The following is a 19,487-nucleotide window of genomic DNA, read 5'->3' as shown; positions in this document are numbered from 1 at the left end:
GGACATGGACGCTATTGTGCAGGACGACTTCAACAAGGTTCAGCCGATGACCGAGGGCGAGAACCTCTGGGACAGCCCCGCGCGCTTCATCAACCGCGAATTCTCCTGGCTCCAGTTCAATCGCCGTGTTCTGGAAGAAACGCTGAACACGGATCATCCGCTGTTGGAGCGGCTGCGTTTTCTGTCCATCTCCGCCGCCAACCTCGATGAATTCTTCATGGTCCGCGTCGCCGGCCTCGAAGGCCAGGTGCGCCAGAAGATTACGGTCAAGACACCTGACGGCAAGACACCGGCCGAGCAGCTGGAAGATATTCTGAAGGAAATCGACAATCTTCAAATGGAGCAGCAGGCTTCGCTTGCGGTTCTGCAGCAATATCTCGCCAAGGAAGAAATCTTCATCGTGCGGCCTGCCGCACTTTCCGAAGCGGATCGTACCTGGCTGGGCACTGAGTTCGAGGAACGTATTTTCCCGGTGCTGACGCCGCTGTCCATCGACCCTGCGCACCCGTTCCCCTTCATTCCGAACCTTGGTTTTTCGATGGGCCTGCAGCTCGACAGCGTCAACGGCCGCGAGCCGATGACAGCGCTGTTGCGTCTCCCGACGGCGCTCGACCGCTTCGTTCGTTTACCGGATGAGAAAAACGCTATCCGCTACATAACGCTTGAAGATGTAGTCGGCCTGTTCATTCACCGTCTTTATCCGGGCTATACCGTCCGGGGATTCGGCACGTTCCGCATCATCCGTGACAGCGATATCGAGGTGGAGGAAGAGGCGGAAGATCTGGTCCGCTTCTTCGAAAGCGCGCTGAAGCGCCGCCGCCGCGGTTCGGTTATCCGCATCGAGACCGACAGCGAAATGCCGCAGTCGCTCCGCCAGTTCGTGGTGCACGAGCTTGGCGTGCCTGATAATCGCGTTGCCGTTCTGCCCGGCTTGCTCGCGCTCAACACCATCTCGGAAATCGTGCGCGCACCGCGCGACGACCTGAAGTTCGAGCCTTACAACGCCCGTTTCCCCGAGCGCGTGCGTGAACATGCCGGCGATTGCCTTGCCGCCATCCGCGAAAAAGACATGGTGGTTCACCACCCCTATGAAAGCTTCGACGTGGTTGTGCAGTTCCTGTTGCAGGCTGCGCGCGACCCCGAAGTGCTCGCCATCAAGCAGACGCTTTACCGCACCTCCAACGACAGCCCGATCGTTCGCGCGCTGATCGACGCGGCGGAAGCCGGCAAATCCGTGACCGCGCTGGTCGAATTGAAGGCGCGTTTTGACGAAGAGGCGAACATCCGCTGGGCGCGCGATCTGGAGCGGGCCGGCGTGCAGGTGGTGTTCGGCTTCATCGAACTCAAGACGCATGCCAAGATGTCTATGGTGGTGCGCCGCGAGGACGGCAAGCTCAGAACCTATTGCCACCTCGGTACCGGCAACTACCACCCTATCACGGCCAAGATCTATACCGACCTGTCCTTCTTCACCTGCAACCCGAAGATCGCCCACGACATGGCGAATATCTTCAACTTCATCACGGGTTACGGCGAACCGGAAGAGGGCATGAAGCTCGCCATTTCGCCCTATACGCTGCGTGCGCGCATCGTGAAGCACATCAACGAAGAGATCGAGCACGCCAAGCGCGGTGCGCCGGCGGCGATCTGGATGAAGATGAACTCGCTGGTCGATCCCGAGATTATCGATACGCTTTACCGCGCCAGTGCGGCCGGCGTGGAGATTGATCTCGTCGTGCGCGGCATTTGCTGCCTGCGCCCACAGGTTGCGGGTCTGTCGGACAATATCCGCGTCAAGTCGATTGTCGGCCGCTTCCTCGAGCACAGCCGAATCTTCTGCTTCGGCAATGGTTTCGGCCTGCCGTCCGACAAGGCGCTGGTCTATATCGGCTCTGCCGACATGATGCCGCGCAACCTTGATCGCCGCGTTGAAACGCTGGTGCCGCTCACCAACCCTACCGTGCACGAGCAGGTTCTTTCACAGATTATGCTGGGCAATCTCATTGACAACCAGCAGAGCTACGAGATACTTGCGGACGGAACGTCGAGGCGCATCGAGGTGCGTAAAGGCGAAGAACCGTTCAACGCGCAGCACTATTTCATGACCAATCCCAGCCTTTCCGGACGTGGTGAAGCCCTGAAATCAAGTGCGCCCAAATTGATTGCCGGGTTGATTTCTTCCCGCAAGAAACAGGCTGAATGACTCGATCAGAAGCACAGGGGCGGCTGACCGGCCTTGCCCCCGTTTCCGTCATAGATATTGGTTCGAACTCCGTTCGTCTCGTCGTATATGAAGGTCTTTCCCGCGCGCCCGCCGTGCTGTTCAACGAAAAGGTCCTTTGCGGTCTCGGCAAGGGACTGGCCCTCACGGGCCGGATGCATGAGGAAGGCGTTAGCCGGGCTTTGATGGCACTGCGTCGCTTCCATGCGCTTTCCGAACAGGCGCAGGCGCAGCAACTCTACGTACTGGCGACAGCGGCAGCGCGTGAAGCGGAAAACGGCCCGGATTTCATCCGTGAAGCCGAAGCCATACTTGGTTGCGAGATCGAGGTGCTGTCCGGCGAAAAGGAAGCGCTTTATTCCGCCTATGGCGTGATCAGCGGTTTCCACGACCCGGATGGCATTGCAGGCGACCTGGGCGGCGGTTCGCTGGAACTCATCGACATCAAGGGCAAGAACTGCGGCGAGGGCATCACCCTGCCGCTCGGCGGCCTTCGGTTGTCGGAGCAATCGGATGGCTCGCTGGAGAAGGCGACGACCATTGCCCGCAAGCACGTCAAATCCTTCACAAAGCTGCTGGCGGCCGGCGAGGGGCGTACCTTTTATGCCGTGGGCGGCACGTGGCGAAACATTGCCAAGCTGCACATGGAGATCACGGGTTATCCGCTGCACATGATGCAGGGATATGAATTGCCGCTGGCGGAAATGCTGAATTTTCTGGAAGAAGTCATCGTCTCCAGGGACAGCAAGGACCCGGCCTGGCAGGCGGTCTCCAAGAACCGCCGTTCGCTTCTGCCGTTTGGCGCCATCGCCATGCGTGAAGTTCTAAAGGCGATGAAGCCGGCAACGATCGCCTTCTCGGCGCAGGGCGTGCGCGAAGGTTATCTTTACTCGCTACTGACGGAAGCGGAGCGGGATACCGACCCGCTGCTGGTCACGGCCGACGAGCTTGCCATTCTGCGTGCCCGTTCGCCCGAACATGCGCGCGAACTGGCCGACTGGAGCGGCCGCACCTTTCCGGTCTTCGGCATCGAGGAGACGGAAGAGGAAAGCCGTTACCGGCAGGCGGCCTGCCTTCTGGCCGATATCAGCTGGCGTGCACATCCGGACTATCGCGGCCTGCAGGCGCTCAACATCATCGCCCACTCCTCCTTCGTGGCGATCACCCATCCGGGCCGCGCTTATATCGCTCTTGCTAATTATTACCGCTTCGAAGGGTTGAACGACAACGGCACCACACAGCCGCTCGCCGCCATGGCGGGTGACCGCCTGCTGGAACTCGGCAAGTTGCTCGGCGGCCTGCTGCGCGTCGTTTACCTCTTCTCAGCCTCCATGCCCGGTGTCGTTGATCACCTGAAATTCCGCAAATCCACCACTCCGGATCTGGATCTGGAATTCGTCGTACCACACGCCTATTGCGATTTTGCCGGCGAGCGTCTGGACGGACGCCTGCAGCAACTGGCGAAACTGACGGGCAAGCGGTTGGCGTTTGTGTTCGAGTAAATGGTCGCGCGCATTACGTAGCATAGAATGCTGGTCAACATGGGAGCTGGCTTAAGGGGATCAGTTGACCGAGACACGATTTAGACTGGCGTTGCCGCACGAAGCGCTGATCGTGAAAGAGATCAGTGCTGCGGCCTATATTCCAGCATATCTACAAATCGTGGGCGCTGCGCCCAAACCCGCTTTTGAAGATTACCTGCCGCGCATTTCTGCGGAACAAGTGTGGTTTAGCGTAACCGATGGCGAAACGTCTGGATTGGTGGTTCTCGAAAGCCATCACCGATATCTCATGATTTACAGCATAGCCGTTAGTCCCATCTTTCAGGGAAGAGGCATCGGGAAATCACTTCTCCGTTCCGCGGAGCTACACGCTTTGGAATGTGGGATTGGCGAATTGCGCCTTTACACGAATATGCGGATGACGAGGAACATAGCGCTTTACAGCGATTGCGGCTTTGAGGAGTGCGGGCGTCGCCCGCATCCGTCAAGAGAAGGTGAAATCCTCATCGATATGAAAAAGTCGGTTGCATGATTTTGCAACTCTGTCTCACCGTGGCGAGGCTGACGGCCGGCTGGCATTTTTCTTCGAATAACAAACAGACGTTTTCGCCGTTGGGGCACGAATTGTGTCAGTACCAACGCTCGCAAAAGGCTTCGATATCGCTCGACTGAAAGTCGGCAAGCCGTGCCATGATCGTCTCGAATGGCCAGTTCCACCAGGCGATAGAGGCCAGCTTCTCCGCGACGGTTCGCGAAAATCGCTCGCGAATGATCTTCGCGGGGACGCCTCCGACGATTGTATAGGGCGGCACGTCTTTGGTGACGACCGCGCCGGCCGCGAGCACTGCACCGTCTCCAACCTTTACACCTGGCAAGACAATGACCCCGTGGCCGATCCAGACGTCGTGACCGATGATGGCACGTTCCGCCTTGCGCTGATCGAAGAAGGCGTCGTCGCGCACAGCATCCGCAGAGTAATATTCCGGGCAATAGCTGAAACGATGCATGGACGGTCGGTCCATCGGATGGTTCGGTGCGCCTATCCTGACCTCTGCGGCGATGGCGCAGAACTTTCCGATTGTCGCATCACCGACCATGCAGCGGTGTCCAAGATAGGAGTAGTTCCCGAGTTCGACATTGTGCAGGGATGTATCCGCCAGAATTTCGCAGCATTCGCCGAGGCTTGAATCTCTTATGCTTGCTGTCGAATGGATAATGGTCTCTGCGAGCTTGGGGCGATTGAGTTGTGCGGTCGAGTCCATTCCAGTCTCCGGATTTTGGCCTGCTTAACCGGGGATGATGAAGGACATGTGACGTGGGAAAGGCCGAGGGAGCCGGTCGGGCCGGCCATTCCCTCTAAAAATGCAGATTGTGCGTGTTGCATCGCGTGGAGCGAAATCTTGCCTTCACGCAGAGTCTGTCAGTTGCCCGAAACATCCGCTGCGGCATTTTTCTTCTGCCAGTAGTGGTCGGATATGTTTTGAGCGTTCCGAATGATATGACCTGCGATTTCGGGGTCTCCGCCCTCGAATGTGTCCGGGTCGGCCCCGCATAACAGCAGGAAAAGCTGCTGGTGAGCGACGGCGGCGAAATAGTCATGTGGCGGGGGCTGTATTTCCGAGCCAACGGCCTGGAGTTCCTCGGCGGCCTGTTTGCTGGCGCGCTCAAGCGCTGCGTGAATGGTGGCCATCATCGCCGCTTCCGTCCGTTCCAATATATCCTGAACTTGCTGCTCAGCCGGTGTCAGAACCGGGCAACTCTCACTCATCGAACCTCTCTCCTATCGGTGCGCCATTTCGCTCACCGATACTATCGCATGGATTGTGTCGGCTTTGCGGGAAAGACTAGATCGCAGTGTTGAAACTACACTCAATAGCTGATCGCCATGCCGGATTCGGTGGGGCAAAACCACAATCGACTGGCGCGCATGGGCAAACGGGTCAGCAGTGCCCCAGCGCCTTCCTGATACAGGCGCTGAGATAGGCATATTGCAGGGGCGTGGCCCTTGCCATCGCCTCCGTGCGGGTGGCGGGCCTGTCCTCGTAACCGACCGGAATATCGAACTGGGTGAAGGTGAAATCCCAGCGGGTGCCGTTGACGATATTGTAGAAATGGTCGGCGCCGCTAACGACGGTTTTGGCGAGGTCGCCACCGAAAATATCCTGCACCACAAGAGCTGTAACGCCGCCTTGTCCCCTGGCTGGGTTTTCTCTCGACCACAGGCTGCTGGTTTCGAGTGACCAGCTTTTCCTCAGGGCGTAATACAGTCGTTCGGCATTGTCCTGCATGACGGGTCTTTCCTGTTTCGGAACCGGGTTCCGGGTCAGGTTGGGTCGGTACAGTAACGGAGCGCCTCGCTTCCTTTTTCAGGCCGCAGGAACGCTCCGTTCAGTTGAGCTTGCGCCGATGCGCTGACGGTGCCGGAACGAATTCCGGCACTCCTTTCCTCACTTCGCGTCGAGAAGGTCCTTGACTTCCAGCAGGACGAACTCGTTGTCGTCAGCCTTGTCCAGCGCACGGCCGGCCGAGAAGGGCAGGTTGTTGTCGTTGCCGACGATGATATGGGTGGCGTCGACACGGTCGACATTCTCGATGGTCACGAACGGCATGTCGTAGAAACCGTTGCCGCCGCCCTGACGCTTCCTGTTATCAGGATCGGAGATCTTCAGCAGATCGATATAGCCGATCTTGCGCGCCGCCTTGCCGGCATTGGCGTCGTTGAATTCGATCTTGTAGATGCGCTTGACCTTGGAAGGTACGGCAAAGCAGTTTACGTCCGGCTTCTTCGGGTCGGCGCAGGCCTTGTCAGCGGTGCCGGCGCCATTGTCACGCTCGATGACCAGCGCGGTGCTCTCGTCCAGCATGTTGAAATCGCCGATGGCTTCACCACCTTGCGCCAGCGGGTAGAGCCAGGTGCGGCCTGTCCATTCCTTCTTGGCGGTATCGAGTTCGATGATGCGAAGGGCGGTTGAGCCGTCTTCGGTCTTTTCGACCTGACCGTCGGCGGTGTAGAGCGGGCCTTCGAGAAGGCCGTAAAGCTTCGAGCCGTCCTTGGAGAGCGCCATGCCTTCATAACCACCTGATCGTTTTAGGTTGAAAGCGGGCATTTTCTGCGTGGGGTTGCCGGGCAGTGCCAGGGTCGGATGATCCGGGGACTTCACCTCGATATCGCCGGCCTTGGTTGCGATGACGTCGGTCAGCTTGCCGTCGCGGGTGAATTTCAGGATGTAGGGACCGAACTCTTCGCCCACCCAGAAGCCGTCGGCAACGGGCTGAATGGATTCGACGTCGAAGTCGGCGCCCGTCAGGTAACGTTTGGTCGAACCTTCCATGACGATGGGGAAGGGAGCTTTCTTGTCCGGGTCGGAAAGGAACACCGTCTCCAGCGCGTTGACCTTGCCGGCATCCCAGTCGAATTTGATGTGGTGGAGCATCAGCATGGCGTCGCTGGAGTTGAGCTTCGAGCCGAAACCATTATCGGAAAGGCTCCAGAAGCTGCCGTCCTCCATGGCCTTGATGCCGGAAAAGCCCTGCATGGCCTGGCCGTTGAACGGCATGGAGAGGCCGGTCGGGCGAACGCCATCCTTGCCGGGCACGGTGCCGAGACCCTCGGCGCGCTTGCGGTCGGCCGTCGTGAACTTGGCGGATGTCTTGAGGTATTCCGGCGCATCGGCAGGTGCTGCGATGATGGTGTTGGCGGGCAGAATGGCGTGCGAGACCAGCTTTGCCGGAAACTCCTGCTCTGCATGGGATGCGGTTGCGAGCGCAAGAACGGCGAAAGGTGCGAAAAGAATATGCTTCATGGTGGAGACCCCTCAATGCCTGTTGAAGACAGGACTGAGGCGATAGGGGTGCCACATGACAGGCAGGTGATTGCAGTTTGAAGCTTTGATGAATTTTGATGGCGGGCGGCCTCGGAAAACGAAGCTACCCGTTTGTTTTCAGGGTTTTTTCAGGCGGCTGGGGCCTGATATTGGCTGAGCGTACACACGCCGAGCGTCTGCCCGCGTCCCTTGACAGCATGTTCGCCGAGATATTCGCTGCGCACACCTTTGGGCAGCACCAGCTGATGGGCGAGATCGGCCGAAATCAGCACGGGATGGCCGAGCATCTTGCTCAGTGATTCGAGCCGCGAAGTGGTGTTCACCGTGTCGCCAAAATAGGTGATCTTGTGGTGATCGACGCCGATTTCGGCTGTTATGACGGGCCCGCCATGAATCGCAAAGCGAAGGCGCGGCACTTCGCCGAAACGGGCGAGCCACATGTCGCGCTTGTCCTCGATGGTCGCCTGGATATCGAAAACACAGCGCACGCAGGCTGCCCGCCTTATCGCCATGTGATAGGGCCAGGTGATGATGGCCGCGTCGCCGATGTAGTCGTCAATGACGCCGCCATGTCTTCTGACGGGGGCTGCGTAGCTCGCGAAGATTTCGCCCAGAAACTCCTGCGCCTTCAGGTCGCCATGGGTTTCGGCAAACGAAGTGGAGCCGACGAGGTCGATGAAGATGAAGACGCGGTCCTCGCTGACTGGACGGCGATAGCGCCCAAGGATGAGATCGATGAAGATGTCACGGCCCAGCAGTTCGCGCACGCGCATGATGAAAACGATGATGCCGCAGACGATGAGGGTGAAGATCAGTGTCTGCACCTCGGCATGCACCGCCCGTTTCCAGGTGCCGGGAAATATGCCGCTAACCCACAGAATGGTACCGCCAAGCCCGAAGCCACAGAAGACGAGGACGGCATAGATGATGAGGCCCACGGCAATATAGGCCGGTGTCGGCAATGCGCTTACCTGCCGCGACAGACCGGGCAGCACGTAACCACGCTCGAAGGCGAGGATGGGCGCACAGGCGAACAGCGCATAGGTGGCGCCAATGAGCGCGCCGCCGCCATATTCCAGAAACGCGTAGGCCACGCCGCTGCCGGCCACGGCAACGAAGAGCACCACGTAATCCAGAATGGGCAGCAATTTTCTCATGTCGGTTCTTGATCTCGGGGAAGGGAAGCGTCGTGCCCCCGTCAGGCGAAGCTTCTGTTCAGGTCATATGCGACATTAATGTGGAAAATGCGCTGCAAAAAGTGACCATTCCGTAAGGTCACATGAAGGATTGGAAAGGCTGTTGCCCCGTTGCCGCAAAAGGGCTGTGCACCCGGCTATACTACTTAATAGGATGTTCTGTAATAGACCGTTTCAAGCGGGGATTGCGGACGGTCGTCCGGCGAGCGGTTCGACCATGTGACGGGGAAGGCGGCAAAACGCAGCCGGTTGCCGTCTATCCATGCCCGGTCGAACAGGGTTTCTCCCTTGCTGGCAAATGTGATGGCCGCGCAGGTCCGGCCATCGACATCGAAGGGAATATTCTCTTTCCAGCCAGTCAACCCGCAGCCGGTACCCTTCGGGTCATCATTATAATCCTCGACAACCGCGGGGTCGTTGGGTGTCATGGCGATTGAGGTGACGGTATGGGCAAAGAGCATGCTGTCGTTGTCCTTCAGGCCACCATCCAGCGTGCCTTCGTAACGCACCTGCACCGTGGGCTGCTGGCAGCTGCTGCGGGCGTAAATCTGTGAGACAGCATGCATGCGGCCACCGCGTATGGTGATGCGCGTGACGATGCCGTGACGATCGTTCTTGCCGATCTTAAGGCAATCGGTCGTCCATTCGCCCTGAAGATCGACCTTGCCGTCATCGGCGCGCGCTGACGTGGATGAAAAAGTAGGGAAAATGCCTGCGGCCGCGATAGATGCGGCCAACAGCAGAGCACGGGCAGGTTTCATGGAAATACCCTCAAAGCGAGACCATCTGCAAAGAGATGGACCGCGATGCGGGCAAAATTTGGGTTGGCGCAGGTCCGGTAAAAGCAGAGGCGCTTTCGCGTCCGCACAACGCGCAAAACTGCGCGAGGCGCGGGCGATCAGGCCTCGCTCACCGCCACATCAACCGCCTCGACCTTCTTGCCGGCGAAACGCAATGCCACTTCGCCATTGATGAGCTTCAGCGCCACATCGCCAAACAGTTCCCGCCGCCAGCCGGTCAGCGCTGCCACGGTGGCAGCCTCGCCCTCGGAAGCGATCTTGTCCAGATCTTCGCTGTTGGCGATGACCTTTGCTGCGACGCCGTGCTTGTCTGCCGTCAGCTTCAGGAGAACTTTCAACAGCTCCACGGCAGCGCCGGAGCCTTCCGGTGCGTGGCTGTGACGCGGCGCCTTCGGCATTTCCTCTTTCGGAAGTGCCAGCGCCGCATTCACGGTCTCGATGATGGCGGTGCCGGAGGAGGAGCGTTCCCAGCCCTTCGGGATGGTGCGAAGCCGCGACAGCGCCTCGGTGTCCTTCGGCTGCTGCTGTGCGATTTCGAAGATCGCATCGTCTTTCAGCACGCGTGAGCGCGGCACGTTGCGCGACCGCGCCTCACGTTCACGCCATGCTGCTACAAATTTGAGGATGGCGAGTTCAGTCGGCTTGCGCAGGCGCGATTTCAACCGCAGCCAGGCATCGTCGGGATGCATGTCATAGGTTTCGCGCGATTCCAGAATGTCCATCTCTTCGGTCAGCCAAAGCGAGCGGCCTTCACGCTCCAGCTGCGCCTTGAGCGCCAGATAGACATCGCGCAGATGGGTGACGTCGGCCAGCGCATAATCCAGCTGCTTTTCCGTCAGCGGGCGGCGGCTCCAGTCCGTGAAACGTGAGGATTTGTCGATCTGCACATTCTTGATCCTCTGGACCAGCTGGTCGTAAGAGATCGAATCGCCGAAACCGCACACCATGGCCGCGACCTGCGTATCGAAGATCGGGTGCGGAATAAGCCCGCCAAGATGATAGATGATTTCGATATCCTGACGCGCCGCATGGAAAACCTTCACGACATCGGGATTGGCCATGAGTTCGAACAGCGGCGTAAGGTCGAGGCCCTTGGCGAGCGGGTCGACCAGTACCTCAAGGGTAGGGCTCGCCATCTGCACGAGACAAAGCTCGGGCCAGAAGGTCGTTTCACGCAGAAACTCGGTGTCGATGGTAATGAATTCCGATTTCGCCAGTTCCTTGCAGGCTTCGGCGAGGGCGGCAGTCGTTTCAATCATTGCAAATGGCCACTCGTGAAAATTATCCGTCTTACTTTCCCTTTGCCGGGCGCATGTCAATACAAAGCCCGCTTTTGAAGGCTCAAGGATCGTTTTTCTCAGGTGGTTTTGGCGTCGGCCCGTCGTTTTTGGGTGGTGCAGGGGCGGCCAGCTTCTGAAAATAGGCCGAGGTGCGCAAAAGCGGGCGGAACCGCCAGTTCCGCTCCTCAACGGGTACTCCCTCGCGCACCCTAAGCCGGTATATGGTGTAGGCGATGAAAACGATCTGGATCGCGGCCGTATAGCTGAACAGCGCTTTGGGACCGAACCGGTCGATCAGGACGGAGGCGAGCAGCGGGCCGACGGTTGCACCCACCGACCAGAAGAACAGCAGCCCGGCAGACACCATCGCATGTTCGCCCTCTTTGGCATGGTCGTTGCCATGGGCGGAACTGAGTGAATAGAGCGGCAGGGCAAAGGCGCCGAACACGAAGACGCCGATGATGTTGCTCCATTCGTCCGAGCCGGCGAACAGGGCGAGAAACAGACCGACAATCACGGAGCACGCCGTGGTGGCGAGAATGATAATGCGGCGGTCGTAACGGTCGGAATAGACGCCGAGCGGATATTGCAAGACCACGCCGCCGATGATGCCCGCACTCATGAAGGTGGCGATGGCGGTGACGGAAAGGCCGATCTGTTCGGCATAGATTGGCCCGATGTTGCGAAAAGCCGCCATGCTGAGGCCGACAGCCACGCAGCCGACGACGGCAAGCGGTGAGATGCGCCACACCGCGAAAAGATTGAACGGGATCTGTTTCGGCGGCGCGGGGTTGGATTTGTCGGCAATCGAGATCGGCACCAGCGACAGCGTGAGCGCCATGGCGATCAGCGAAAACACCACAGGCCCGTCAATGCCGGCGACGGGAATGATATATTGGGCGAGCGTCACGGAACCGAGATCGACGAAACGATAGATGGACAGCGTGCGCGCACGGTTGGAATTCGTCACCTGCGCATTGATCCAGCTTTCGATCGCGGCGAAAAGGCAGGCGACCGCAATACCGATGACGAAGCGCATCAACATCCAGAACAAGGGATGAAGGACAAGCGGCATGGCGATCGAGGCGGCCGATGCGACCGCCGCCATGGTGGCGAAGGTGCGGATATGGCCAATCTTGCGCAGAAGGCGCGTCACCGAAATGCAGCCGAGCGCGAATCCGATGCTGTAGGCGGCGCTGATGAGGCCGATGGTGCTGGCCGAAAACCCTTCGGACAGGCCCCGCAGCGCGATATAGGTTCCCTGTAGACCGTTGCCGCCAATCAGAATGCCGGCGGTGACGAGAAGCGGGATAAGAGGTCTGATCTGGCTCATTGCGGGCCGACTCGGTTTGGCGGGCTGAATAAGCACTATCTAAAGCGAAGGTGCGCGAAAGGACAGGCTGAACGCGACATTGTTGTGCTTTGCCTTGACAAATCGGGCTGGTCATGCGCTTTTCCGGCAAATTTCGACAGTGCCGCCCATCTGGCCCACGACACGCTCCAGGATATTAAAATGCATCGTTACCGCAGCCACACCTGTGCCGCTCTCCGCAAGTCCGACGTCGGCGAAACCGTTCGCCTTTCCGGTTGGGTTCATCGCGTGCGAGATCATGGCGGCGTTCTCTTCATCGACCTTCGCGACCACTACGGCATTACCCAGGTCGTGGCCGACCCCGATAGCCCGGCCTTCAAGGTTGCGGAAACCGTGCGCGGTGAATGGGTGATCCGCATTGACGGTCTCGTCAAGGCGCGGTCCGAAGACACCATCAACAAGGGCATGGCCACTGGCGAGATCGAGCTTTATGCGCAGGAGATCGAGGTTCTGGGCGTTGCCAAGGAACTGCCGCTGCCGGTCTTCGGTGAGCCTGAATATCCCGAAGATGTTCGCCTGAAGTATCGCTTCCTCGACCTGCGCCGCGAAACCCTGCACAAGAACATCGTCAAGCGCACGCAGATCATCTCCTCCATGCGCAAGGGTATGGGCGATCTGGGCTTTGCCGAATATACGACGCCGATCCTCACCGCATCCTCGCCGGAAGGCGCGCGCGACTTCCTCGTTCCCTCGCGCATCCACGAAGGCCAGTTCTTCGCGCTGCCGCAGGCCCCGCAGCAGTACAAGCAGCTTCTTATGGTGGCCGGTTTCGACCGCTACTTCCAGATCGCTCCATGCTTCCGCGATGAAGACCCGCGTGCAGACCGTCTGCCGGGCGAATTCTACCAGCTCGACGTCGAAATGAGCTTCGTGACCCAGGAAGACGTCTGGACCACGATGGAGCCGATGATGACGGCCGTTTTCGAACAGTTTGCCGAAGGCAAGCCGGTGACGAAAGAATGGCCGCGCATTCCCTATGACGAATCGATCCGTAAATACGGCTCCGACAAGCCGGACCTGCGCAACCCGATTGTCATGGAAGCCGTGACCGAACATTTCGATGGCTCGGGCTTCAAGGTTTTCGCCAACATGATCGCCTCCAACCCCAAGGTGCAGGTTTGGGCTATCCCGGCCAAGACCGGTGGGTCGCGTGCATTCTGCGATCGCATGAACGCCTGGGCGCAGAGCCAGGGCCAGCCGGGCCTCGGCTACATCTTCTGGAAGGAAGAAGAAGGCAAGGTTGCCGGCTCCGGTCCGCTTGCCAAGAACATCGGCGAGGAACGCACCGAGGCGCTGCGCCAGCAGCTTGGCCTTGAGGCGGGCGACGCCTGCTTCTTCGTCGCGGGCGATCCCGCCAAGTTCTACAAGTTTGCCGGCGAGGCGCGCACCCGTGCCGCCGACGAGCTGAACCTGATTGACCGCGACCGTTTCGAAATGTGCTGGATCGTCGATTTCCCCTTCTTCGAATACAACGACGAAGAAAAGAAGATCGATTTCGCCCACAACCCATTCTCCATGCCGCAGGGTGGGATGGAAGCGCTGGAAGGACAGGATCCGCTCTCCATCAAGGCTTTCCAGTATGACGCGGTCTGCAACGGCTTCGAAATCGCCTCCGGCTCTATCCGTAACCAGTCGCCCGAGCTGATGGTCAAGGCTTTCGAAAAGGTCGGCCTGTCGCAGAGCGACGTGGAAGAGCGCTTCGGCGGTCTCTACCGCGCCTTCCAGTACGGTGCGCCTCCGCATGGCGGTTGCGCCTTCGGTATCGACCGTGTGGTCATGCTTCTGGTTGGTGCGAAGAACCTGCGCGAAATCACGCTGTTCCCGATGAACCAGCAGGCGCAGGACCTGCTGATGAACGCGCCGTCGCCGGCAACGCCGACCCAGCTTCGCGAGCTGGCGCTGCGCGTGGTTCCGTCCAAGAAGGACTGATCTCAACCGCCACGGGTTTTGAACAAAAGGGCTGGCGGCGACGCCGGCCCTTTCTGTTTCTGCAACGAACGTGTGAAAGTCACAATTTTACCGCGAGTTTAACGGAATTCCGAACGTAATCAGCCGGAATCCGATCCCAGTATAGTTTTGCGCTCATTTTGGGGACGCAAAGACTATCGGGGATTTTAAACTTGGGACAGCGCCGGCCGAACTTCGCTTGGGGTTGCGGCGCGATCATATTTATAAGGATTTCAGAATGGCACATGAATCGGAAAAAGACCTCGCCCCGGCCGGTGGGCAGATGCCGCCAGCCCCGCCTCGCAACGGCTTCGCCGCCAGCCTGCGCTCACCGGGCGCCAAGTTTCTGATGATCGGTTTCATATCGATGGTTCTGCTCGTACCGCTGCTTCTCGTCTGGGCGCTGACGGAAGAGCGCGCCTCGCGGGCCGAGGATGTTTCGGGCCGTATCGCCAGCGGCTGGGGTGGCGATCAGGTGGTGAACGGCCCTTATCTCGCCGTGCCTTTCGACGTGGAAAGACGCCGCGAGGTGAACGGCCAGAGCATCGTCGATCGCACGACCGAATGGGCGCTGGTCATGCCGGAAACGCTTGATGTCACGGCCGATCTGAAGACCGAGGAGAAGCGGCTGTCGATCTACAGCCTGCCGGTCTATAATGGCGACCTTGTCCTCAAAGGCCGGTTCGGTGCCGGCATCCTTCAGGATCTCGCCCGCTTCTCCGGCACGCCCCGCCTCGACAGCGCCATTCTCGTTCTCAGCATACAGGATATGACCGGCATTCGCTCGAGCGCCGGTGTCAGGATCGATGGCGGTTCCGTATTGCCGTTCGATCCCGGCATGCGTGATATCTCTGTCATAGCGCCCCGCACGGGTGCGCAGGACATGTCCATCAGGTCCGATGCCGGCGTGCACAGATCGATCGAAAGAGGCCTTGTCGAGAAAGGCTTCGATTTCGATATAGCCTTCTCCCTGAATGGTTCCGGCAGCTTTGCCGTCGCGCCCGCCGGCCAGACCACCAGTTTGGCGGCCAAGGCCAACTGGCCGCATCCCGGCTTTGAAGGCCTGTTCCTGCCGGAGGAAAAGACCGTCACAGCCTCGGATTTCACGGCCAACTGGACGATCCCCTATCTCGCAAGGGGCATAGACCGCGTGGTCGAGAGTTCGCGCCTGCCGCTGACCGACAGCCTGATGAGGATCAACCTCGTCGAGCCCGTGAAATTCTACCAGATCATCGCCCGGACACTCAAATATTCGATAGGCTTCATCTCTCTGGTGTTCCTGGCCGTCTTCATCGTCGAACTGAGGGGTGGCAGCAGCGTGCACTGGATCCAGTACGTGCTGACGGGGCTGGCGCTGATCGTTTTCTACGTGCTGCTGCTCGCACTTGCGGAACATACGGGCTTCACCATCGCCTATGCTGCGGCGTCGCTTCTGACAGCGCTCCTGATCTCCTCCTATCTCGGAAGCGCAACCGATAGCCGTCAGAACGGGATAGCCCTGTTTACGGTTCTGGCGGTGGCCTATGGGGTCATGTATCTGGTTCTGAATGAGGATGAATATGCGCTGCTGGCCGGCGCGTTGATATCTTTCATCGCCATTGCTGCCACCATGTTCGCAACCCGCAGGGTCGACTGGTCGGGAACCGGCCCAACCCAGCACAACACCAATATTGGTCGCAGCGAAGCCTCGTAAGGCGCATCGCCAGCATCGAAAGGCGGGCAGGCAACTTGCTGCCCGCTTTTTTGCCGTCTATAGGTGGAGCATTCACCACGGACCCGGTGAAATTCCGGGTGGCTCTTCTGGCCGCCGATCCGCCAGACAACGCAAAGCACCGACATTCTTTTTCAATCTACCGGACACGTTTCCGGCCGGTGCGTCATACTTTGCGAAAAAATCAAATGAACAGATTTCAGACTTACAGACGTGAGTGGTTTTCCAATATTCGCGGCGATGTGCTTTCCGGCATTGTCGTCGCACTCGCGCTCATTCCCGAAGCAATCGGCTTTTCCGTCATCGCCGGCGTCGATCCGAAGGTGGGGTTGTTCGCTTCTTTCGCCATTGCCTGCGTCTGCGCCTTCACCGGTGGCCGTCAGGGCATGATTTCCGCGGCAACCGCCGCCACAGCCGTCCTGATGGTGACGCTGGTGAAGGAACACGGCCTGCAATATCTCTTTGCGGCGACCATCCTCATGGGTGTGCTGCAGATCGCTGCGGGCTTTGCAAGGCTCGGGCGGGTGATGCGCTTCGTCTCTCGCTCAGTCATGACCGGCTTCGTCAATGCGCTGGCGATCCTGATCTTCATGGCGCAATTGCCCGAGCTGATAGGCGTGCCTGTCGCAACCTACGTCATGATCGCGGCTGGTCTTGCGATCATCTATCTCTTCCCGCTGGTCACGAAAATCATCCCGTCGCCGCTGGTCGCCATCGTCGTTTTGACCTGCGTGGCGGTTTTTTTCGGCATGGATATCCGCACCGTCGGCAATCTCGGCGAGCTGCCCTCGACGCTGCCGGTCTTCGCCCTGCCACAGGTGCCGCTGACTTTCGAAACGCTGCAGATCATCTTTCCCTATTCCGCAGCGCTGGCTGCCGTCGGTCTCCTGGAATCCCTGCTGACGGCACAGATCGTCGACGACATGACAGATACCGGCAGCAACAAGAGCCGGGAATGCATCGGGCAGGGGACAGGCAACATCGCCTCCGCGCTGATCGGCGGGATGGGCGGCTGCGCCATGATCGGCCAATCGGTGATCAACGTCAGATCCGGCGGAAGGGGCAGGCTCTCCACCTTTGTGGCGGGCGCCTTCCTGCTGTTCCTCATTCTGGTGTTGGATGATCTTGTCCGCATCATTCCAATGGCCGCTCTTGTGGCTGTCATGATCATGGTTTCGATCGGCACCTTCTCGTGGCGTTCGATTCTCGATCTCAGCCGCAATCCACTGTCTTCCAGCATCGTCATGCTGGTGACGGTCGGGACCGTGCTGGCGACCCATGATCTCGCAAAAGGCGTGCTCGCCGGCGTGCTTCTCTCCGGCGTGTTTTTCGCGGGAAAGGTTTCAAAACTCTTCCACGTTCGTCCAGAGCTTGTCGCGGATGGTCGGCACCGCATCTACCGCGTCGATGGGCAGATTTTCTTCGCCTCGACGGAGAGCTTCATTGCCGCCTTCGATTTTGCCGAAGACGTGGAAACGATCACCATCGACGTCACACAGGCGCATCTGTGGGACATTTCGGCTGTCGGTGCGCTGGACAAGGTCGTGCTGAAATTCCGCAAGACCGGCAAGACGGTCGAGGTGATCGGCGTCAACGAAGCGAGCGCCCATATGATCGACCGTTTCGCCCTGCACGACAAGCAGGGTGGAGCGACAGCCCCACTCCACTGACCAGAAGTAAAAAGCCCCGGCGGAACCGGGGCTTCTTGTTGTGCTATTCGTTTGCCGTCACCGTGACGCCGAGCATTGTCGGCAGGGTGTTCGGCGCGCCCATGGCGGCGCCCATGATCATCGGGAAGGGAACCGGCTTTTCCGGTTCGGCCGAGATGGAGAAGCTCTTCGGATTGTCGATATAGGCGTTGATCGCAGCCGACACCATGTTCTGCAATTCCGGAACGTTGAGCGAAGCCATCATGATGGGCGCCATGCCCTTGATGGTCTGGGAAAGCTGATCGCTGGTCATACCCTGCTGGCTTGCAGCGTAGTCGATGGCGCGCTTGGTGATGCTGGCATCTTCGAAGCTGATTTCGGCATTAACGAAGGAAAGCTGCTGCATCAGGCCGAGCATGGCAAGGCCCGCTGCCTGTTCCGCCTGTTCCTTGTTCGGATTTGCAGCCTGCGCCTTCACCGTCTCCTGCATCGATTTGATGAAGGCGAGTGTGTAACCGGAGAAACCGAACGACATGTTGAGACGGCCGACCTTGTCGAGGTCGATGGCATATTCCTCGACGTCTACGGTGCCGGAGGCGACTTCCCAGCTTCCGCTCATGGTCATGTTGCCGGAAAGGGCCTGCAGATTGAGCTTTTCAATTGCGTCCTTCGTGGCCGGATCGTTGACTTCGCTGAGATCGGCTTTGAAGCCGGATGCGTCGAGATCGAAGCCGATCGAGGCCTTGTCGTCGCTGACAGACATCGTTGCGCTGCTTTCCTCGAGCGAGAAAGCCTGCTTGCCGTCGATGGAAACGGAAATCGGACCGCTATGCGCCTCGTCGTAGAACATCAGCGCATCAATCGTGCCCGTCGTCGCATCGGCAGGGATGGTGAGACCTGACATGTAGATGTCGTTGGCCTTGATCTCCACGTTTTCCTGCTTGTAATCGACATTGTCGAAACGCGCGTTCTTGATCTTGTAGCCGCCGTTGTTTTCCTCGACGCCTTCAAGGGTGACGTTGCCGACCGGAATTTTTTTGGCCGGATCGGCAGCCGCATTAAAGGTCACGCCGTTCAGCGTCACCGTGTCGCCGTTGACGGCGACGGATCCGGCGGCAATTTCACCGCCCTGCGCGGCGTAGGCGGCATTGATCTTTTTCAGAACGTCGTTGCCATCCAGTGCGAATGCCGGTGCGGAAAGCGCGAGAAGCGCGGCACTTGCGAAAAGAATCTGCCGGGTGGATTTCAGTCTCATAGTGTTTCTTCCCTCAATGTGCGGATGTGCACCGTGTTCTAAATGCGAATGGTGACATTTATATTCGCGATTATTCAAAGGTCTACAGGATTTAGATCGATTCGTATGACGGCGGCATTGCGGCATTCGCAACGCAGTTAATAAAAATCCTCACAAAAGGCGTCGTTTCGTCCACAGCCGAGACCCCGAATTCCTTGCCGGGAATCGGCATTTCCGCTAGTCAAGCACCATGGGAAAAAATCTTGTACCTCCGTCAGGCGGAGACGATAACATTCATCCGGTCGATTTGAAGGCGGCGCTTGAAGAGCGCTACCTCGCTTACGCCTTGTCCACGATCATGCATCGTGCGCTGCCGGATGTGCGCGATGGACTGAAGCCGGTTCACCGCCGCATCATCCACGCCATGAGCGAAATGGGCATCCGCCCCAACTCGGCTTTCAAGAAATGCGCCCGCATCGTCGGTGACGTTATCGGTAAGTTCCATCCGCATGGCGACCAGTCGGTCTACGATGCGCTGGTCCGTCTCGCGCAGGATTTCTCGCAGCGTTATCCGATCGTGGACGGGCAGGGCAATTTCGGCAATATCGATGGCGACGGCGCCGCCGCCTATCGTTATACCGAAGCACGCATGACCGATGTGGCAGCGCTGCTGCTCGAAGGCATCGGCGAGGACGCGGTTGACTTCCGCGCTACTTATAATGAGGAAGATGAGGAGCCGGTCGTCCTCCCG

General features: G+C 59.0%; 16 protein-coding genes and 1 other annotated feature. Of the genes, 7 read left to right on the top strand and 9 right to left on the bottom strand.

The window, feature by feature from the left end; all coding sequences use genetic code 11:
- Positions 1 to 4: 4 nt before the first annotated feature.
- The 3 genes from T18_RS03750 to T18_RS03740 all read left to right on the top strand — a co-directional run bounded on the left by T18_RS03750 (position 5) and on the right by T18_RS03740 (position 4,255).
- On the top strand, positions 5 to 2,203 hold the full coding sequence (locus tag T18_RS03750; protein WP_075807550.1) for an RNA degradosome polyphosphate kinase: 2,199 nt from the start codon (positions 5 to 7) through the stop codon (positions 2,201 to 2,203).
- Positions 2,200 to 3,723: an exopolyphosphatase gene (gene ppx / locus T18_RS03745; RefSeq protein ID WP_038490598.1), complete on the top strand. Its 1,524-nt coding sequence runs from the start codon at positions 2,200 to 2,202 to the stop codon at positions 3,721 to 3,723. The genes T18_RS03750 and ppx overlap by 4 nt, the downstream gene beginning before the upstream one ends.
- Positions 3,724 to 3,787: 64 nt before the next feature.
- Positions 3,788 to 4,255 carry a GNAT family N-acetyltransferase gene (locus tag T18_RS03740; protein WP_121556195.1) on the top strand — a complete coding sequence of 156 codons (468 nt, stop codon included), beginning with the start codon at positions 3,788 to 3,790 and terminating at the stop codon, positions 4,253 to 4,255.
- Positions 4,256 to 4,352: 97 nt separating this feature from the next.
- Here the strand turns inward: T18_RS03740 and T18_RS03735 are convergent, their stop codons facing one another.
- The 8 genes from T18_RS03735 to T18_RS03700 form a co-directional block, all read right to left on the bottom strand.
- On the bottom strand, positions 4,353 to 4,985 hold the full coding sequence (locus tag T18_RS03735) for a DapH/DapD/GlmU-related protein (RefSeq protein WP_038490601.1): 633 nt from the start codon (positions 4,983 to 4,985) through the stop codon (positions 4,353 to 4,355).
- Positions 4,986 to 5,143: 158 nt separating this feature from the next.
- Positions 5,144 to 5,491: a hypothetical protein gene (locus tag T18_RS03730; RefSeq protein WP_038490603.1), complete on the bottom strand. Its 348-nt coding sequence runs from the start codon at positions 5,489 to 5,491 to the stop codon at positions 5,144 to 5,146.
- A 172-nt stretch (positions 5,492 to 5,663) separates the two neighbouring features.
- Positions 5,664 to 6,011 (bottom strand): hypothetical protein, encoded by a 348-nt coding sequence (locus T18_RS03725; RefSeq protein WP_013635874.1) that lies wholly within the window; start codon positions 6,009 to 6,011, stop codon positions 5,664 to 5,666.
- A gap of 159 nt (positions 6,012 to 6,170) precedes the next feature.
- Positions 6,171 to 7,526 (bottom strand): esterase-like activity of phytase family protein, encoded by a 1,356-nt coding sequence (locus T18_RS03720; protein WP_038490606.1) that lies wholly within the window; start codon positions 7,524 to 7,526, stop codon positions 6,171 to 6,173.
- A gap of 149 nt (positions 7,527 to 7,675) precedes the next feature.
- The gene (locus tag T18_RS03715; protein ID WP_003512469.1) at positions 7,676 to 8,704 is read right to left on the bottom strand and encodes an adenylate/guanylate cyclase domain-containing protein; all 1,029 of its coding nucleotides are present in this window, start codon (positions 8,702 to 8,704) and stop codon (positions 7,676 to 7,678) included.
- A 185-nt stretch (positions 8,705 to 8,889) separates the two neighbouring features.
- A complete protein-coding gene (locus tag T18_RS03710; RefSeq protein WP_038490609.1) occupies positions 8,890 to 9,504 on the bottom strand; it encodes a hypothetical protein in 615 nt (204 codons plus the stop codon).
- Positions 9,505 to 9,641: 137 nt separating this feature from the next.
- Positions 9,642 to 10,802 (bottom strand): ribonuclease D, encoded by a 1,161-nt coding sequence (gene rnd, locus T18_RS03705; protein WP_038490612.1) that lies wholly within the window; start codon positions 10,800 to 10,802, stop codon positions 9,642 to 9,644.
- Positions 10,803 to 10,884: 82 nt separating this feature from the next.
- Complete coding sequence (locus tag T18_RS03700) at positions 10,885 to 12,156, bottom strand: MFS transporter (RefSeq protein ID WP_038490614.1); 1,272 nt, start codon at positions 12,154 to 12,156, stop codon at positions 10,885 to 10,887.
- A gap of 180 nt (positions 12,157 to 12,336) precedes the next feature.
- Here T18_RS03700 and aspS point away from each other — a divergent pair, with 180 nt between their 5' ends.
- The 3 genes from aspS to T18_RS03685 all read left to right on the top strand — a co-directional run bounded on the left by aspS (position 12,337) and on the right by T18_RS03685 (position 17,523).
- Positions 12,337 to 14,124 carry an aspartate--tRNA ligase gene (gene aspS, locus T18_RS03695; RefSeq protein ID WP_003512477.1) on the top strand — a complete coding sequence of 596 codons (1,788 nt, stop codon included), beginning with the start codon at positions 12,337 to 12,339 and terminating at the stop codon, positions 14,122 to 14,124.
- Positions 14,125 to 14,380: 256 nt separating this feature from the next.
- A complete protein-coding gene (gene creD, locus T18_RS03690; RefSeq protein WP_038492767.1) occupies positions 14,381 to 15,835 on the top strand; it encodes a cell envelope integrity protein CreD in 1,455 nt (484 codons plus the stop codon).
- A gap of 76 nt (positions 15,836 to 15,911) precedes the next feature.
- Positions 15,912 to 15,967 (top strand) — a sequence feature (sul1 is cis-regulatory element that is thought to sense ions involved in sulfur or methionine metabolism; They are found in Alphaproteobacteria).
- A 74-nt stretch (positions 15,968 to 16,041) separates the two neighbouring features.
- Positions 16,042 to 17,523 carry a SulP family inorganic anion transporter gene (locus tag T18_RS03685; RefSeq protein WP_038490617.1) on the top strand — a complete coding sequence of 494 codons (1,482 nt, stop codon included), beginning with the start codon at positions 16,042 to 16,044 and terminating at the stop codon, positions 17,521 to 17,523.
- A gap of 43 nt (positions 17,524 to 17,566) precedes the next feature.
- On the opposite strand, the gene T18_RS03680 is transcribed toward T18_RS03685, so the two are convergent.
- The gene (locus T18_RS03680; protein WP_003512485.1) at positions 17,567 to 18,757 is read right to left on the bottom strand and encodes a hypothetical protein; all 1,191 of its coding nucleotides are present in this window, start codon (positions 18,755 to 18,757) and stop codon (positions 17,567 to 17,569) included.
- A 229-nt stretch (positions 18,758 to 18,986) separates the two neighbouring features.
- Here T18_RS03680 and T18_RS27505 point away from each other — a divergent pair.
- Positions 18,987 to 19,487 (top strand): DNA gyrase subunit A (locus T18_RS27505; RefSeq protein WP_323455182.1); only part of this gene is annotated, 501 nt, incomplete at its 3' end.

This window comes from Rhizobium sp. TBD182, assembly GCF_001950375.1.
GTDB classification, from domain to species: Bacteria; Pseudomonadota; Alphaproteobacteria; order Rhizobiales; family Rhizobiaceae; genus Agrobacterium; species Agrobacterium tumefaciens.
The sequence above is the reverse complement of the archived record's forward strand: the minus strand, read 5'-3'. Positions and strand labels throughout refer to the sequence as shown.

Excerpts from the sequence above, each read along its gene's own strand:
- T18_RS03710 (WP_038490609.1), bottom strand. The coding sequence starts at position 9,504 with ATGAAACCTGCCCGTGCTCTGCTGTTGGCCGCATCTATCGCGGCCGCA.
- T18_RS03685 (WP_038490617.1), top strand. The coding sequence starts at position 16,042 with ATGAACAGATTTCAGACTTACAGACGTGAGTGGTTTTCCAATATTCGC.
- creD (WP_038492767.1), top strand. The coding sequence starts at position 14,381 with ATGGCACATGAATCGGAAAAAGACCTCGCCCCGGCCGGTGGGCAGATG.
- rnd (WP_038490612.1), bottom strand. The coding sequence starts at position 10,802 with ATGATTGAAACGACTGCCGCCCTCGCCGAAGCCTGCAAGGAACTGGCG.
- T18_RS03735 (WP_038490601.1), bottom strand. The coding sequence starts at position 4,985 with ATGGACTCGACCGCACAACTCAATCGCCCCAAGCTCGCAGAGACCATT.
- ppx (WP_038490598.1), top strand. The coding sequence starts at position 2,200 with ATGACTCGATCAGAAGCACAGGGGCGGCTGACCGGCCTTGCCCCCGTT.
- T18_RS03730 (WP_038490603.1), bottom strand. The coding sequence starts at position 5,491 with ATGAGTGAGAGTTGCCCGGTTCTGACACCGGCTGAGCAGCAAGTTCAG.
- T18_RS03725 (WP_013635874.1), bottom strand. The coding sequence starts at position 6,011 with ATGCAGGACAATGCCGAACGACTGTATTACGCCCTGAGGAAAAGCTGG.
- T18_RS03715 (WP_003512469.1), bottom strand. The coding sequence starts at position 8,704 with ATGAGAAAATTGCTGCCCATTCTGGATTACGTGGTGCTCTTCGTTGCC.
- aspS (WP_003512477.1), top strand. The coding sequence starts at position 12,337 with ATGCATCGTTACCGCAGCCACACCTGTGCCGCTCTCCGCAAGTCCGAC.
- T18_RS03700 (WP_038490614.1), bottom strand. The coding sequence starts at position 12,156 with ATGAGCCAGATCAGACCTCTTATCCCGCTTCTCGTCACCGCCGGCATT.
- T18_RS03750 (WP_075807550.1), top strand. The coding sequence starts at position 5 with ATGGACGCTATTGTGCAGGACGACTTCAACAAGGTTCAGCCGATGACC.
- T18_RS03720 (WP_038490606.1), bottom strand. The coding sequence starts at position 7,526 with ATGAAGCATATTCTTTTCGCACCTTTCGCCGTTCTTGCGCTCGCAACC.
- T18_RS03680 (WP_003512485.1), bottom strand. The coding sequence starts at position 18,757 with ATGAGACTGAAATCCACCCGGCAGATTCTTTTCGCAAGTGCCGCGCTT.